The sequence below is a fragment of the Pannonibacter sp. Q-1 genome (assembly GCF_054073275.1).
This window is the reverse complement of record NZ_JBSXNB010000005.1, coordinates 170,511-186,085: the sequence shown is the minus strand read 5'-3', so window position 1 is coordinate 186,085 and position 15,575 is coordinate 170,511. Positions and strand designations below refer to the sequence as shown.

Genomic DNA, 15,575 nt, shown 5'->3' with positions numbered 1-15,575 from the left:
AAATTCCCTTTGGTAAATATAAATACCTAGGTCAAAATACTGATTCGCCTCAAGGTTCCGAGAGGCTGACGAATCAAGCCTTGAAGAGGCTCGGATGCCGCACGGGCTTGACCAAATCCCGATGAGCCAGGCTCATCGGGGTCCGGTATCACTCACTCACCACTCCTGCATCGGCCGTTTCCAGATTGAAGGCGGCGGACATGAGGGCGCGGGTGTAGCCTGAGGCGGGACTGGTGAAGACCTGCGTCGCCGGGCCTGCCTCCACCACCTTGCCATGACGCATGACGATGACGTCATTGGCCAGCGCCCGCACCACCTTAAGGTCATGCGAGATGAACAGATAGGCAAGGCCGCGCCGCTTCTGCAGATCGCGCAGGAGATCCACCACCTGCGCCTGCACGCTCATGTCGAGGGCTGATGTCGGCTCGTCCAGCATGACGAACTTCGGTTCCAGCACGAGGGCGCGGGCGATGGAGATCCGCTGGCGCTGGCCGCCGGAAAACTCATGCGGATAACGGAAGCGGGAGGCAGCATCCAGCCCCACTTCCTCCAGCGCCTTGGCAACGATCCGGTCCCGCTCTGCCTCGCTCAGGCGCGGCTGATGCACCTGCAGTCCCTCGCCGACGATATCGGCGACGGACATGCGCGGACTGAGCGCGCCGAAGGGGTCCTGAAACACGATCTGCATGTCGCGCCGCAGCGGGCGCATATCATCCCAGGAGAGGCCCGAGATGGTCTTGTCCTTGAAACGGATGGCGCCCTGCGAGGAAATCATGCGCAGGATGGCAAGGCCTAGCGTCGTCTTGCCGGAGCCGCTTTCGCCGACAATGCCCAGCGTCTGCCCCTCTCGCAGGGTGAGGTCAATGCCGTCCACCGCCTTCACGTGCCCCACGGTGCGGCGCAGCAGGCCACGGCGGATGGGGAACCACACCTTCAGGTCCTTTGTTTCCACCACCACCGGGCGGCTCAGGTCCTCGGCGGGCGGCTCGCCCTTGGGCTCGGCAGCCAGCAGATGGCGGGTATAGGTGTGCTGGGGATTGCGGAACACCTCCTCCACCGGCCCCTGCTCGACAATCTCGCCCTTCGTCATGACGCAGACCCGGTCAGCGATCTTGCGCACGATGCCAAGGTCATGGGTGATGAACAGCATGGCCATGCCGCGCGCCGTCTGAAGGTCCTTGAGGAGCTTGAGGATCTGCGCCTGCACGGTCACGTCGAGCGCCGTGGTCGGCTCGTCGGCGATCAAGAGCTCCGGCTCGTTGGCCAGCGTCATGGCGATCATGACGCGCTGGCGCTGGCCGCCGGAGAGCTGGTGCGGATAGGAGCCAAGGCGGCTTTCCGGCTCGGGAATGCCCACCTGCGTCAGCAGTTCCAGCACCCGCGCCCGTGCGGCCTTGCCGCCCATGCCGCGATGGACCTTGAGGATTTCCTCGATCTGCCGCTCCACCGTATGCAGCGGGTTGAGCGAGGTCATCGGCTCCTGGAAGATCATGGAAATGTCGTTGCCGCGAAGCTTGCGCATTTCCTCTTCGCTGGCCGACACAAGCTCCTTGCCCTTGAAATGGATCGTGCCGCCCGGATGGGACGCGGACGGATAGTTCAGAAGCTTGAGGATCGACATGGCCGTCACCGACTTGCCCGATCCGCTTTCCCCCACCAGCGCCAGCGTTTCGCCGGGCCGCAGATCGAAGCTCACCTTGTTGACCGCAAGACTGGTTGCCCCGCCTTGCGTGAAGGCGGTGCAGAGATCCTTGACGGAAAGAAGCGGCGTGTCGGTCATTGGGTCAGGCACCTTGGGTTCTCAACATCGTCAGAGCGGCCTCATCAAGGCCAAGCTTCTGCAATGGGGCAGGCGGCGTCAGGCGCCGGTCCAGAGACATGAAATATGTTGCATTGGCTGAAAGAGCCGCCGCCAGATGAAGCCTGTCCGGCATCAGCTCTGCCGCCCCCATCCGTCACGCTCGGCATCAAGGGCCTCCAGAAGAGCCCTGGAAGACCGCCGAACCCCGGCAGGAACCTGCGCAAAAAGCGCCTCCAGACTATGGCCGGCCTGCTGATGCTCAAGACCTGGTCCTTCTACAGTCACCTGCACACGCGTACCGGCAGGAAGGCCTGCGCGCAGGTCTTCTGGCAGGTTCTCGACCGGGTACCCTGTCTTGACGATCCTGTTCATGGCCAAGCTCCTTTGGCGCAAGTCTATCACACAAAACTCTTGCGCGGATCGAAGGCGTCGCGCACCGCCTCGCCGATGAAGATCAGCAGGCTGAGCATGAGCGAGATGACGAAGAAGCCGGTGATGGCGATCCACGGGGCCTGAAGGTTGTTCTTGCCCTGCGCCAGCATTTCGCCCAGCGAGGCGGAACCGGGCGGCAGGCCGAAGCCGAGGAAATCCAGCGCCGTCAGCGTCGAGATCGAGCCGTTGAGGATGAAGGGCATGAAGGTCAGCGTCGCCACCATGGCGTTGGGCAGAAGGTGCCGCCACATGATCGTGCGGTTGGACACGCCGAGCGCACGGGCTGCGGCGATATATTCGAAGTTCCGCCCGCGCAGGAATTCCGCCCGCACGACGCCCACGAGCGACACCCATGAGAAGGCAAGCAGGATGAAGAACAAGGTCCAGAAGCCGGGTATCAGCACGGAGGAGATAATCAGGATGAGATAGAGCGTCGGGATGGCGCTCCAGATCTCGATGAAACGCTGGAACAGAAGGTCCACCCAGCCGCCATAAAAGCCCTGCACCGCGCCCGCACCGATGCCGATGCCCGAGGAGGCGATGGTGAGCACAAGACCGAAGATCACCGAAATGCGGAAACCGTAGACGAGGCGGGCGAGGATATCGCGGCCCTGATCATCGGTGCCGAGCCAGTTCCAGTTGCCCATGGTGCAGCCGGGGTCTTCTGCGCCCAGCGGATAGCGGGCACAGCGCTGCTCCTTGTCCATCATCCAGGAGGGCGGCGCCGGGGCCGGCACCGGAATGTCGCGGTTGACCGTCCGGTAGGAATAGCGCACCGGCGGCCAGACCATCCAGCCATTGGCGCTGATCTCGTCCTGGATGAAGGGATCGCGGTAGTCTGTGACAGCGAGAAAGCCGCCGAACTTCTCTTCCGGATAGTCGACCAGAACAGGCGCCAGCAGCTCGCCCTTGTAGGAGACGAGCACCGGCTTGTCGTTGACCAGAACCTCCGCAATGAGCGACAGGCCGAAAAGCACGAGGAAGATCCAGAGCGACCAGTAGCCGCGCCGGTTGGCCCGGAAATTGGCGAGACGGCGCCGGTTGATCGGCGACAGGGAGAAGCGGCCGCGCGGGGCAGGCGCTGCCACGGGAGAGGCGGATGCCGTGCTGGTGCTGTCCATGGCTCAGACCTCCCGGCTTTCAAAGTCGATCCGGGGATCGATCCAGGTGTAGGTGAGATCGGAGAGGAGGTTCACCAGAAGCCCCATGAGCGAGAAGATGTAGAGCGTCGCAAAGACCACCGCATAGTCCCGGTTGATGACCGATTCAAAGCCGAGCAGACCCAGACCATCGAGGGAGAAGATGGTTTCGATCAGCAGCGATCCGGCAAAGAAGGACGAGATGAAGGCGCCGGGGAAGCCCGCCACCACGATCAGCATGGCATTGCGGAACACGTGGCCATAGAGCACCTGGCGCTCGGTCAGGCCCTTGGAACGGGCGGTGATCACGTATTGCTTGCGGATTTCGTCGAGGAACGAGTTCTTGGTGAGCAGGGTCGTCGTGGCAAAGGCGGAGAGCACCATGGCGGCCAGCGGCAGGGCCATGTGCCAGAAGTAATCCGCGATCTTGCCGAAGAGCGACAGTTGCTCCCAGTTGTCGGAGGTGAGGCCGCGCAAGGGGAACCAGTCGTAGAAGGAGCCGCCGGCAAACAACACGATCAGCAGTACGGCAAAGAGGAAGCTGGGGATCGCATAGGCAACGATGATCACCCCTGACGTCCAGATATCGAAGCGCGAGCCGTCCTTCACCGCCTTGCGGATGCCGAGCGGAATGGAAATCGTGTAGGAAATCAGCGTCATCCAGATGCCGAGCGACATGGAAACCGGCAGTTTTTCCTTGATCAGGTCGATGATGCGGATGTCGCGGAAGTAGCTCTCGCCGAAATCGAAGCGGGCATAATTCCACAGCATGGTGAGGAACCGCTCCAGCGGCGGCTTGTCGAAGCCGAACTGCGCCTCAAGCTGCTTGATGAAATCGGGATCCAGCCCCTGTGCGCCGCGGTACTTGGAGCTGACGCTGTCGCCGGCGGTGGCCTGCGCCTGCCCACCCGCACCGCCGAAGTCGCCGCCGCCACCGCCGCTGATGCGCGATGTGGCCGAAACATCGGTGCCCGAAAGCTGGGCGATGACCCGCTCCACCGGACCACCGGGGGCAAACTGAATGATGACGAAATTGATCGCCATGATCCCCACAAGCGTCGGGATCATGAGGAGCAAGCGGCGGAGAATATAGGCGCCCATGTGTCTGGTCTTGTGCCCTTGTGCCGGAATGGATGCGAGGCGTCAGTGCCTCTCAGCCCCCCATGCCAATCTTCTTTGCCTTTTCGGTGTCAAACCACCAGGTCGATTCCACCGGAAAATCATAGTACGGCGGCTCATCGGGATAGCCGAACACATCCCAGATTGCCACCGTGTGAACAGGCTTGAACCAGTGCGGCACCCAGTAATGCCCGGCCCGCAGAACCCGGTCGAGCGCCCGCGCAGCGATATTCATCTCCTCGCGGGTAGCTGCGCCAATGGCCTTTTCAAGCAGCGCATCGATGACCGGACTGCTGATACCGGCCAGATTGTAGCTGCCATTGGTCTTGGCGGCCCGGCTGCCCCAGAAACTGCGGACCGATTCGCCCAGCGTCGGCGACAGGGAGAAGCGGCGGCTGGTCATCTCGAAGTCAAAGCTGTTCAACCGCGACTCATACTGCGCCGGATCGACAACGCGGGACGTTGCCGCGATGCCGAGGCGGCGCAAGTTGGTGATGAAGGGCTGGACGACACGGTCGAACGCGGAGGAATTGTCGAGGAATTCGATGGTGAAAGGCCTGCCATCCGCATCCAGCAGCGTGCCGCCATCCCGCTTCAGCCCGGCTTCGGCCAGAAGGCCGGCGGCACGGCGCAGCAGGTTGCGGTCATTGCCTGACGCATCGGAGACCGGCGCCACGACGGCTTCCTCAAAAACGGCTTCCGGCAGATCAGCGCGGAAAGGCTCCAGCAGCGCCAGTTCCTCCGCCGAAGGCGTGCCTTCGGCCATCATCTCCGTCTTCTGGAAGAAGGACTGGGTGCGGGTATAGGCGCCGTGGAAGAGGTTCTGGTTCGACCATTCGAAGTCGAAGGCAAAACCAATCGCCTCACGCACGCGCGGATCGGCAAATTTCGGCAGGCGGGTGTTGAAGAACCAGCCCTGTGCCCCGCTGGGCCGGTTGTCGGGAAATTCCTTCTTCACCACCCGGCCGTCCTGCACGGCTGGGAAGTTGTATTCGGTCGCCCAGGTTCTGGCGGTAAATTCCTCCTGGAAGGTCATCACGCCCTTCTTGAAGGCCTCGAAGGCCACCTGGCGCTCGCGGAAGAATTCAAGCCGGATCACGTCGAAATTGCCCTGCCCCACGTTGACGGGCAGATCCTTGGCCCACCACCCTTTGACCCGCTCATATTCGATGAAGCGGCCAACTTCGTAGCGGCCCACCTTGTAGGGGCCGGACGACAGGGGCGGGGTCAGCGTCGACTGGGTGAAGTCGTAGGCTGTGTAGTAGCGCTTGGAGAAGACCGGCAGCCCGGCCACGATCAGCGGCAGCTGGCGGCTGTGATTGCCGGAGAGAATCACCTCCACCCGCGACACATCCAGTGCATTGGCGGTGGTAAACTCCTGCAGCATCTGGACGAGCAGCGGATGGCCCTTCTCCTTCAGCAGATTGAAGGAAAAGGCCACATCTTCCGCCGTCAGGCGCGATCCGTCGTGGAACACGGCTTCGGGGCGCAGATGGAAGACATAGCGGTTACCGTCATCGAGAATCTCCACGCCCGACGCGAGCAAGCCATAGACCGCATCCGGCTCGTCCAGCGCCCGGGTCATCAGCGTGTCGAAGCACATTTCCATGCGCGGCGGCGCATCGCCCCTCAGAATGAAGGTGTTGAAGGTGTTGAAGGTCTGCGGGTTCTGGTTGAAGGCCCAGCTCGGCGCCGTGAAGACGAGACGTCCGCCCTTTGGCGCCTCCCGGTTCACATAATCAAAGGCGGTGAAGTCCGGCGCATATTTCAGGTCACCGAAGACCGACAACCCGTGGCGCAGGTCCGGCCTTGCCGCCGCTTCCGCTGCTGCAGTCGCCGCAGCATCAGGCGCTGCAGGACTTGTCCCTTGCGCGAAGGCCGAAGCGCTCCAGGGCAGGACACCGAGCGCGGACGCCGAGGCGCCCAGCTTGAGAAGAGAACGGCGGGACAGGGTGTCAGACCGGCTCATCGCGCGCCTCCCGTCTTGGCTGCCAGGCTGGCGTCATACCACCAGATCGTTGGGAACCCGTAGGTGAACTCCGGCATGTTGTCCGGATGGCCGAAGCGGTTCCAGCGGGCCGTCCGGTCCACGTCAGCGTAGAATTGCGGGATCACGTAGTGGTTCCAGAGCAGCACCCGGTCCAGCGCCCGTGTGGCGGCCACAAGCTCTTCGCGGTCCTTGGCGAAAATGACCCTGTCGATCAGCTTGTCGACGGCCGGGTTCCGGATGCCGGCGTAATTCTGCGAATTCTCGCGGTCAGCCGATTCCGAGCCCCACATGTTGCGCTGCTCGTTGCCCGGTGAGAGGGACTGGCCCCAAACCAGCGTCGTCATCTCGAAATCGCGGCTGTTCACGCGGTTGATGTACTGGGGCATGTCAACGACCCGCAAGGTCATCGTGATGCCGATGTCCCGCAGATTCTGCTGATAGGGCAGCAGCGTGCGCTCCGCGCCCTGGTCGAAATAGAGCATCTCGAAGGAGAGCGGAGTGCCCTGTGCATCCACCATCCTGCCGTTCTGAAGGCTGTAGCCTGCCTCGCGCAGCAGTTTCACCGCCTCGCGCAGGTTGGCACGCGCCTTTTCAGAAGAGCCCCCGACCGGGTTGACATAGGGCGTGGTGAAGACCTCCGGCGGCACCTCATCGCGCACGGTTTCCAGAATCTCCAGCTCCTTGCCTTCGGGCAGGCCCTTGGCTTCCAGTTCATCGGTGCCGGCGAAATAGGAGTTGATCCGCTTGTTCAGCCCGCCGGAGATGATGGTGTTGCTGGTTTCGAAGTCATAGGCGTAGTTCAGCGCCAGGCGGACGCGCGGATCCTGGAACTTCTTCAGCCGCAGGTTCGGCACGAAGGCCTGCATCCGGCCCGAACCGTGGTCGATGAACTCCTCTTTCACCACGCGGCCATCGCGCGCAGCCGGAAAGTCATAGTTCTTCAGCCAGGCGCTGGCGCTATTCTCCAGGTGAAAGTCGTACTGGCCGCCCTTGAAAGCCTCGAAGGCAACCGTGCGGTCGAGGAAGGAAATGTAGCGGACTTCATCGAAATTGTTGGTACCTACCCGGATCGGCAGGTCTTCCCCCCAATAATCCTGGACGCGCTCATAAACGACTTCGCGGTTGGCGACGAAGCTCTTCATCCGGTAAGGACCCGAGGCAAGCGGCGGCTCAAGGGTGGTGCGGGAAATATCGCGCTTGTTGCCTCGCGCGTCCGTGCCTTCCCACCAGTGTTTCGGCAAGACGAGGATCTGGCCGACCGTGTGCGGCAGTTCGCGGTTGCCGGCAGAGGCAAAGCTGAAGCGGATGACGCCGCCCGGCAGCTCCTCCACCTTGCTCACGTCCTTGTAGTAGAATTTCTGCTGCGGGCTGAGTTCGATCGCCTTTTCAAAGGACCAGATCACATCCTGCGCCGTGATGGGCGTGCCGTCCTGCCAGCGGGCCTTCGGGTTGAGCCGGTATTCGACCCAGGAATAGTCGTCCGGATAGCGCATGGCCTCGGCAATGACGCCATACATCGAGCTGATGTCGTACTCGTCGAGCGAGGATTCCATCAGGCTTTCGTAGATGAGGCCAAGGCCGGGCGCGAGATTGCCGCGCGGGGCGAGCACGTTGAAATTGTCGAAGCCGCCGATGGAAGACAGTTTGACCGTACCGCCCTTGGGGGCATCCGGATTGACATAGTTGAAGTGGGTGGCATCCGCCCCGTAGCGCGGTTCACCGGTGAGTGCCGTGGCATGGCGCCATTGCGGCTCCTCTGCAGCCCTTGCCTGCCCCCCGCTCATTTGCCAGCAAGCCATGGTCATGACTGCCGCTGTCATCAATGCACGGAAGGAAGCCTTGCGGGCTAGCGTCATCAACTGTTCTCCTGTCCAGCGGTCCGCCGGCCAGCCGCCCATGATGGATACAGCCTGCCGCGGGCTCAAATCAGCCGCAACCGCCGCTATAGTAAAAGGCGATGTGCCGTGCCGTCACCGGGTAAAACGGGAGATGACAGAAATTTAACCGGCAGTGCCCGCCGGACACGGAAGCGCAAGTCCGGGGAACCGGAAATCCACGCAAACAAAAACCGGGCAAACAAAAACCGCGCCCTGGGGGGACGCGGTTCCTGCGTTTTCTGTGCCGTGCAGCTTTACTGCGGCAGCGGAGCCGGATTGTCCGACAGGCTGTTCAGGTAAACCAGCATGGAAGCGCGCTCCTCTGCACGCTTGAGACCGGCAAAGCCCATGGCCGTGCCAGGCATGTGGCCGCGCGGGTTCTCGATGAAGGCATCCAGTTCTTCGATGGTCCAGGCGGTATGGGTTTCGCCATAGGCCTTCATCGCGGCGGAATAGGCAAAGCCCTCATGCGCACCCGGCGCACGGCCGACGATGTCCCACAGATCCGGACCGACCTTGTTCGGGCCGCCCTTTTCAAAGCTGTGGCAGGCAACGCACTTTCTGGCGGCCCTTTCGCCATCAGAAAGCGATGCAGCGGCCAGCAGCTGCGGCAGCGGAACAGCTTCCGCGGCAGCCGGTGCAGCCGCACCTTCACCTGCCTCTGCCACCTCGATTTCGTACCCAGGCTTCTCCGGCACCTTGGTCTCAAAAATCACATCAGAGACGATGCCCACGCCCATCGTCAGAAGAAGCACCATCAAAACCGCTCCCGCGGCCTTGTTCAGCTCGAAGGAATCCATCAGGTCTGGCTCCAGATTAACGCGTCCATGGCCCGCACCCCCAGAGGCGGAACCATAATCTGCTCCATGAATTTGGGCTGGAAACTACAAATTTTTTGACGCCGCTGTCCATAGGTATAAAAGTCCCGGCACAAGGAAATTGGGCCTTCTACGCATTAAGACGCAGAAGTGGGGGCCCGGCAGCACCCGGAGCAAGGCGTGACATCGGCACTTGTTATTATACCCTCGCGTCTGGCAGCGACTCGTTTGCCGGAAAAACCCCTTGCAGACATAGCTGGCAAACCCATGATCGTCCGGGTTCTGGAGCAGGCTCTGGCGGTGGATATCGGCCCGGTAGCGGTCGCCTGCGATGACAGGCGCATCTTCGAGGCCGTCCGCGATCACGGCGGCCACGCCGTCATGACCAGTCCCGATCACCAGTCCGGCTCGGACCGCATCCAGGAAGCGGCGAACATTCTCGATCCGGAGCGCAAGTTCGATGTGGTGCTGAATCTGCAGGGGGATGTGCCGCTGATTGCCCCGGAAGCGGCCCGCGCCGCCTTCCTGCCGCTGGCCGATCCCTCCGTGGACATCGGCACCATCATGACCGAAATCCGCACCGAAGAGGGCCGCAACAACCCGGCCTTCGTGAAGGCCGTGGTGACGCCTGTGGACGGCGAGCGCTTCCGCGCCCTCTATTTCACCCGCGCCACCGCCCCCACCGGCTCCGGCCCGCTCTACCAGCACATCGGCGTCTATGCCTACCGGCGCAGCGCGCTGGACCGGTTCGTCTCCCTGCCGCCCTCCGGCCTTGAGCTGCGGGAAAAGCTGGAGCAGCTGCGCGCGCTGGAAGACGGCATGCGAATCGATGTGTGCCTGACGCCGACCGTGCCCATCGACGTGAACACGCCGGAGGATCTCGATCACGTGCGCAAGCTGTTCGAGGGGCGCTAAGCCCCTCTTCCGGCCTTGCCCTCCGGGCACTTCCTCTTTAATCGCAGAGAGCCTCAAACAGCAGAAAGCGGACGTCCATGTCTGACCGCAAGAAAATCGTGTTTCAGGGCGAGACCGGTGCCAATTCGCACATGGCCTGCCACAGCGTTTATCCGGATTACCAGGCCATCCCTTGCGCGACGTTCGAGGACTGCTTTACGGCCATGGAATCGGGTGAGGCCGATTTCGGCATGATCCCGGTGGAGAATTCCATCGCGGGCCGCGTGGCCGACATCCATTACCTGCTGCCGCGCTCCAGCCTGCACATCATCGGCGAATATTTCATGCCGATCCGCTTCCAGCTGATGGCGCTGAAGGGCGCGACGCTGGACGGGCTGAAGAGCGTGCAGAGCCATGTGATGGCCCTCGGCCAGTGCCGCAACATCATCCGCGAGCTGGGCCTGAAAGCCATTGTCGGCGCAGACACCGCAGGCTCCGCCCGCCAGATTGCCGAGAGCGGCGACCTGACGGCCTCGGCCCTTGCCCCGGAAATGGCGGCGGATGTCTATGGCCTCGATATCCTGAGGCGCAATGTGGAGGATGCGGAGCACAACACGACGCGCTTCCTCATTCTCTCGCGCAGCCCGGCGCGTGCGGCCAACAACGGCCAGCCGGTGATCACCACCTTCATCTTCCGCGTCCGCAACGTGCCGGCCGCGCTTTACAAGGCGCTCGGCGGCTTTGCCACGAACGGTGTGAACATGACCAAGCTGGAATCCTACCAGCTGGAAGGCCAGTTCTTCGCCTCCATGTTCTATGCCGATATCGAGGGCCATCCGGATGATCCGTCCGTGGCGCTGGCGCTGGAAGAGCTTGCCTTCTACTGCGCCGAACTGAAGATCCTCGGCGTCTACCGGGCCAGCCCCTTCCGCGAGAAGATCCGCGAGCCCGAGGCCAACCGCGCCCTGCGCCCGACCCCTTCCGTCTGATCTCCAATCCTTCCGGCCGCGCACCGTCTGCGCGGCCCGGCAACTCTGGACTGCCATATGACCAAACCGGCCTTTGATGCCCTGTGCATCGGCAATGCGATCTGCGACGTCTTCGCCCATGTGGAGGAAGATTTCCTCGTGCGGGAGAACCTTGTGAAGGGCTCCATGCGCCTCATCGACACGGCGGAGGCCTTGCGCCTTTACGAGCGCATGGGCCAGACCGTGCTGATCTCGGGCGGCAGCGCGGGCAACACGGCGGCAGGCATTGCGTCGCTCGGCGGCAAGCCGGCTTATCTCGGCAAGGTGGCCAATGACGTTCTGGGCGCCAGCTACGCCCATGACATGAAGGGCACGGGCGTGCATTTCGAGACGGCCCCGCTGGTGGACAGCGTGCCGACTGCCCGCTCCATGATCCTGATCACGCCGGATGGCGAGCGCACCATGAACACCTACCTGGGGGCCTGCGTCGAGCTGTCGCCGGCAGACGTGGACCCGGCGGTCGTCGGCGCCTCGGCCGTCACCTACATGGAAGGCTATCTGTGGGATCCCCCCGCTGCCAAGGAGGCCTTCCTGCAGGCTGCCCGGATCGCCCATGAAAATGGCCGGCTGGTCGCCATCTCCCTGTCCGATTCCTTCTGTGTCGACCGCTACCGCAGCGAGTTCCAGGGACTGCTGCGCGACGGTGTGGTGGATCTGATGTTTGCCAACGAGCACGAGCTGAAGGCACTCTACCAGACCGCCGACATCGATACGGCCATCCGCGCCGCAGCCGAGAGCTGCAAGCTGACCGCCCTGACCCGCGGCGAGGATGGCGCCATGGCGATCACCCGCGAGGAAACCGTGCACGTGCGCGCCAACGAGGTGAGCGAGGTCGCCGACCTGACCGGCGCGGGCGATCTCTTCGCCTCCGGCTTCCTCTATGGCCTTGCCCATGATTTCGATCTGGCCACCTCCGCCAGCCTCGGCTGCCTGTGCGCCTCTGAAGTCATTGCCCACGTGGGCGCCCGCCCGCAGAAGAGCCTCAAGTCCCTCGCCACGGACAGCGGCTTCACGCTCTGATACCGGGGCGCGTTGATACCAGGGCGCACAATGAAAAACCCTCCGGCAGGTGAACCGCCGGAGGGTTTTTCATGTCATATGCAGGCCTGTTTCCTGCCAGGGCTTTCGAGGCCGCTGGGGGATCTCACGCCGCGCGGATATCGGCGAAGAAGGTCTCCACCTTGCCCTTCAGCGTTTCGGACTGGCGTGCCAGCTCCTGCGAGGAGGTGAGAACCTGCGATGCGCCCGCCCCCGTGTGAGTTGCCGCCTGCGTAACGGCGACAATGTTGGACGACACCTGCTGCGTGCCTGTGGCAGCTTCCGTGATGTTGCGGACAATCTCGCGCGTCGCCGCGCTCTGCTGCTCCACGGCGGCCGCAACGGCAGAAGACGATTCCGAAATCCGCTGGATGATGTCGCCAATCGAGCGGATGGCGGCGGCGACACGGCCCGTGGCGCCCTGCATGCCGGTGATCTGGGCATCAATCTCTTCGGTGGCCTTCGCGGTCTGGCTGGCCAGCGATTTCACTTCCGTGGCGACGACGGCAAAGCCCTTGCCCGCCTCTCCGGCCCGCGCCGCCTCGATGGTTGCGTTGAGTGCCAGCAGATTGGTCTGGCCGGCAATGTCGTTGATCAGTTCCACAACGCTGCCGATCTTCTCGGCGGAGGCCACCAGCCCCTCCACCATCGTCTCGGTCTCATTGGCGGCCTTCAGGGCCTTGCCCGCCACATCTGCCGATGACTGCACCCGGTTGGCGATTTCCGCGATGGATGCATCCAGCTCTTCCGACGCCCCGGCGACAGTCTGCACATTGGCCGACGCCTGCTCCGAGGCCGCGCTGACCGTTGTGGCGCTCTGGGCACTTTCTTCTGCCGAAGCAGACAGAGACGCAGCCGTTGCCTCAAGTTCGGAAGAGGCGGCGGCGACGGTGCGCAGGATCAGGCTCACATCGCTGTCAAAGCCATTGATCACCTGCTCGATGGCCATCGCCCGGCGCTCGGCGACGGCACGCTGTTCCGCCTGTTCAGCTTCCAGACGGCGGCGCTCCAGGCCATTGTCCTTGAACACCTGCACGGCAGCTGCCATGGAGCCGATCTCGTCCTTGCGGGTGAGATAGGGCACATCGGCTTCCAGATTGCCCTCAGCCAGCTGGCGCATGGCGCCCTGCATGCCAGCCAAAGGCCGCGTCACACCCGTAACCACGGTGTATCCGGCGAAAGCGATGACAAGAATGGATGCGGCGGCAATGACGATCATGATCGTCTTGGACTGTATGCGGTCTTTCACCGCTTCCGCGTAGACCTGCTGTGCCATCTGGATCTGCAGGTTCATCAGCTGCGCAATCGGTTCGCCGACCGGATCAACCGCAGGATAAAGCTCATTCAGCACAAAGGCGTCGAGAGCCCCCGCGTCCTGTGCCTGCAGAATGCCCGCCAGCTTGTTGATGGCAGGCTCTGCGCGGGACTTGGTAGAGACAACCTCGGCAGCCAGCCTTTTTTCCTCAGACCCCATGGAAGTTGAGCTATAGGCCATCCACTGAGCCTCGACGATGGCCAGCGCCTCCTTCACCCGGGCTTCGCCGTCGGCCCAGGGCATGTATCCTGACCGGACCTTGTGCGCTGTATCCTTGATGTTGACCGCATACATGTCCGAGACGGTCTTGAGCTGTTCCATGGGAACAACCCGGCCTTCAACGATAGATTCTGTTCTGTCGGATGCATCCTGCAACGCAATCCAGCCTTCGAGGCTTGTTGCAAACAGCGCCAGCGCCAGAAGGCACAGCGAAAGAAAAAGCTTGATGCGAATGGTCATCGCGAACTCCCAAACATGGACATTCGCTCACGCTAACGTTCATTCCTTAATTGAAAATTTCAATAAAAGTCTAATAACGTCCAGTTTACCAATATTTATTTTCTTCTATAAGTAATATTGACAATTTATACGCATTTACTGGTTGATTTTTTATCAGATTCAACTTCCCGACGAGCGGCTAAACTGAAGCCATATAGTGCAATAAAGGGTTATTACACTGCCTCATCGATGTTTTCCAGACAGATAATACCATCGAGCAAAACTCCATTCATATTATTTTCCAGTTTTCGAATATTTTGAACTCCACATGAAAAACCCGCCTGGCAAGGCCAGACGGGCAGGGACAGGTATCTGAGAGGGAATGCGAAGCGTTCAGAGCTTCAGAAGGCGCCTTGCGTTTTCCTTGAGTATCAGCGGGCGCACGTCGTCGCGGATGTCGATCTGCTCGAAATCGGCGAGCCAGCGGTCCGGCGTGATGGCCGGCCAGTCGGAGCCGAACAGCATCTTGTGCTTCAAGAGGCTGTTTGCATATTTCACGAGGATCGGCGGGAAGTATTTCGGCGACCAGCCGGACATGTCGATGTAGACATTCGGCTTGTGGGTCGCCACCGACAGCGCCTCTTCCTGCCAGGGGAAGGACGGGTGCGCCAGCACGATGGGCATGTCGGGGAAATCCACCGCCACGTCATCGAGATACATCGGGTTGGAATATTTCAGCCGCATGCCCATGCCGCCGCGCATGCCGGCACCCACACCCGTCTGGCCGGTGTGGAACAGGGTGATCGCCCCTTCCTCGGCAATGGCCTCATAGAGCACATAGGCCGAGCGGTCGTTGGGATAAAAGCCCTGCATGGTGGGGTGGAACTTGAAGCCCCGCACGCCGAAATCGCGCACCAGACGGCGTGCTTCGCGCGCACCGGCCTTGCCCTTGGCCGGATCGATGGAGGCGAAGGGGATGAGGATGTCGCTGTTTTCGGCTGCGATCCGGGCCACTTCCTCGTTGTCATAGCGGCGGAAGCCGGTTTCGCGCTCCGCATCGACGGGGAAGATCACCGCGCCGATCTTGCGCTCGCGGAAATAGTCCGCCGTCTCCTGCACCGTGGGCAGGTGATTGTGCGACACCGGATTGCGGAAATACTTGGCCATGCCGGCCTGAAACTCGTCATAGCCGTCATCGCGCGGGCCGCAGCAGGGCTCTTCCGCGTGGGTGTGAAAGTCGATGGCAATCAGATCGTCGATGTTCATGTGGGCCTCCCTTCAATCCCGATGAACTTGCGCAACAGATGCACCAGTTGATCGCGCTCCTCCGCGGCCAGATTGGCGCCAATTCTTTCCTCGTGGCGGAAGAACCAGCGGCTAGTCCGCTCCACCAGATCCTCGCCTTCCGCCGTCAGTGTCAGCTCCACCGCACGGCGGTCCTCGTCCGGCACCCGGCGGGAGACAAGCCCCTGATCCTCGAAGGCGCGGATGAGTTTGGTCATATGCGCCCGCTTGATCATCAGCCGGTTGCCCAGCGCGCTCTGGCGGATGCCCGGATTGCAGGAGATGACCCACAGCACGGAAAATTCGCCCGGCTTCATCACCAGTTCGGCATCATCGGCGAAGAACTGCTCGTAGACCTTGAGCTGCGCCATGCGCAGCAGGAAGCCGACGGCGCTATCCAGC

At 62.1% G+C, this 15,575-nt stretch carries 12 protein-coding genes and 1 pseudogene; 3 read left to right on the top strand and 10 right to left on the bottom strand.

Features of this window, described 5'->3' with window-relative positions; translation table 11 throughout:
* Window positions 1–148 precede the first annotated feature (148 nt).
* From ACVNHC_RS15780 to ACVNHC_RS15750, 7 genes are all read right to left on the bottom strand, one after another.
* Window positions 149–1,780 (bottom strand): ABC transporter ATP-binding protein, encoded by a 1,632-nt coding sequence (locus ACVNHC_RS15780; protein ID WP_457167942.1) that lies wholly within the window; start codon window positions 1,778–1,780, stop codon window positions 149–151.
* Between the two features lie 153 nt (window positions 1,781–1,933).
* The gene (locus ACVNHC_RS15775; protein WP_152967544.1) at window positions 1,934–2,173 is read right to left on the bottom strand and encodes a hypothetical protein; all 240 of its coding nucleotides are present in this window, start codon (window positions 2,171–2,173) and stop codon (window positions 1,934–1,936) included.
* A gap of 26 nt (window positions 2,174–2,199) precedes the next feature.
* Window positions 2,200–3,354, bottom strand: coding sequence for an ABC transporter permease (locus ACVNHC_RS15770; RefSeq protein ID WP_457167940.1), 1,155 nt, complete (start codon window positions 3,352–3,354; stop codon window positions 2,200–2,202).
* A 3-nt stretch (window positions 3,355–3,357) separates the two neighbouring features.
* On the bottom strand, window positions 3,358–4,473 hold the full coding sequence (locus ACVNHC_RS15765) for a microcin C ABC transporter permease YejB (protein WP_457167938.1): 1,116 nt from the start codon (window positions 4,471–4,473) through the stop codon (window positions 3,358–3,360).
* Between the two features lie 52 nt (window positions 4,474–4,525).
* Window positions 4,526–6,460: an extracellular solute-binding protein gene (locus tag ACVNHC_RS15760; protein WP_457167936.1), complete on the bottom strand. Its 1,935-nt coding sequence runs from the start codon at window positions 6,458–6,460 to the stop codon at window positions 4,526–4,528.
* Window positions 6,457–8,337: an extracellular solute-binding protein gene (locus tag ACVNHC_RS15755; RefSeq protein ID WP_123195555.1), complete on the bottom strand. Its 1,881-nt coding sequence runs from the start codon at window positions 8,335–8,337 to the stop codon at window positions 6,457–6,459. Before ACVNHC_RS15755 ends, ACVNHC_RS15760 begins: the two co-directional genes overlap by 4 nt.
* A 275-nt stretch (window positions 8,338–8,612) precedes the next feature.
* The gene (locus ACVNHC_RS15750; RefSeq protein WP_050473413.1) at window positions 8,613–9,158 is read right to left on the bottom strand and encodes a c-type cytochrome; all 546 of its coding nucleotides are present in this window, start codon (window positions 9,156–9,158) and stop codon (window positions 8,613–8,615) included.
* 198 nt (window positions 9,159–9,356) lie between these two features.
* Between ACVNHC_RS15750 and ACVNHC_RS15745 the strand changes: the two genes are divergently transcribed.
* The 3 genes from ACVNHC_RS15745 to ACVNHC_RS15735 all read left to right on the top strand — a co-directional run bounded on the left by ACVNHC_RS15745 (window position 9,357) and on the right by ACVNHC_RS15735 (window position 12,118).
* Window positions 9,357–10,091 carry a 3-deoxy-manno-octulosonate cytidylyltransferase gene (locus ACVNHC_RS15745; RefSeq protein ID WP_457167933.1) on the top strand — a complete coding sequence of 245 codons (735 nt, stop codon included), beginning with the start codon at window positions 9,357–9,359 and terminating at the stop codon, window positions 10,089–10,091.
* Window positions 10,092–10,168: 77 nt separating this feature from the next.
* Entirely contained in the window at window positions 10,169–11,059 is an 891-nt protein-coding gene (locus tag ACVNHC_RS15740; RefSeq protein WP_050473415.1) for a prephenate dehydratase, read from the top strand.
* Window positions 11,060–11,116: 57 nt separating this feature from the next.
* The gene (locus ACVNHC_RS15735) at window positions 11,117–12,118 is read left to right on the top strand and encodes an adenosine kinase (protein WP_094462762.1); all 1,002 of its coding nucleotides are present in this window, start codon (window positions 11,117–11,119) and stop codon (window positions 12,116–12,118) included.
* Window positions 12,119–12,242: 124 nt separating this feature from the next.
* Here ACVNHC_RS15735 and ACVNHC_RS15730 read toward each other — a convergent pair whose 3' ends face one another.
* From ACVNHC_RS15730 to ACVNHC_RS15720, 3 genes and pseudogenes are all read right to left on the bottom strand, one after another.
* The gene (locus ACVNHC_RS15730) at window positions 12,243–13,910 is read right to left on the bottom strand and encodes a methyl-accepting chemotaxis protein (protein ID WP_123193332.1); all 1,668 of its coding nucleotides are present in this window, start codon (window positions 13,908–13,910) and stop codon (window positions 12,243–12,245) included.
* Window positions 13,911–14,282: 372 nt separating this feature from the next.
* Window positions 14,283–15,155 (bottom strand): amidohydrolase family protein, encoded by an 873-nt coding sequence (locus ACVNHC_RS15725; protein WP_094462760.1) that lies wholly within the window; start codon window positions 15,153–15,155, stop codon window positions 14,283–14,285.
* A pseudogene (locus ACVNHC_RS15720) lies at window positions 15,152–15,430 on the bottom strand (MarR family winged helix-turn-helix transcriptional regulator); the annotation flags it as partial. The pseudogene ACVNHC_RS15720 and the gene ACVNHC_RS15725, both read right to left, overlap by 4 nt.
* Between the last annotated feature and the right edge of the window lie 145 nt (window positions 15,431–15,575).

Bases quoted from the DNA above. Each gene is read 5' to 3' on its own strand.
- ACVNHC_RS15780 (WP_457167942.1), bottom strand. From the start codon at position 1,780: ATGACCGACACGCCGCTTCTTTCCGTCAAGGATCTCTGCACCGCCTTC.
- ACVNHC_RS15775 (WP_152967544.1), bottom strand. From the start codon at position 2,173: ATGAACAGGATCGTCAAGACAGGGTACCCGGTCGAGAACCTGCCAGAA.
- ACVNHC_RS15770 (WP_457167940.1), bottom strand. From the start codon at position 3,354: ATGGACAGCACCAGCACGGCATCCGCCTCTCCCGTGGCAGCGCCTGCC.
- ACVNHC_RS15765 (WP_457167938.1), bottom strand. From the start codon at position 4,473: ATGGGCGCCTATATTCTCCGCCGCTTGCTCCTCATGATCCCGACGCTT.
- ACVNHC_RS15760 (WP_457167936.1), bottom strand. From the start codon at position 6,460: ATGAGCCGGTCTGACACCCTGTCCCGCCGTTCTCTTCTCAAGCTGGGC.
- ACVNHC_RS15755 (WP_123195555.1), bottom strand. From the start codon at position 8,337: ATGACGCTAGCCCGCAAGGCTTCCTTCCGTGCATTGATGACAGCGGCA.
- ACVNHC_RS15750 (WP_050473413.1), bottom strand. From the start codon at position 9,158: ATGGATTCCTTCGAGCTGAACAAGGCCGCGGGAGCGGTTTTGATGGTG.
- ACVNHC_RS15740 (WP_050473415.1), top strand. From the start codon at position 10,169: ATGTCTGACCGCAAGAAAATCGTGTTTCAGGGCGAGACCGGTGCCAAT.
- ACVNHC_RS15735 (WP_094462762.1), top strand. From the start codon at position 11,117: ATGACCAAACCGGCCTTTGATGCCCTGTGCATCGGCAATGCGATCTGC.
- ACVNHC_RS15730 (WP_123193332.1), bottom strand. From the start codon at position 13,910: ATGACCATTCGCATCAAGCTTTTTCTTTCGCTGTGCCTTCTGGCGCTG.
- ACVNHC_RS15725 (WP_094462760.1), bottom strand. From the start codon at position 15,155: ATGAACATCGACGATCTGATTGCCATCGACTTTCACACCCACGCGGAA.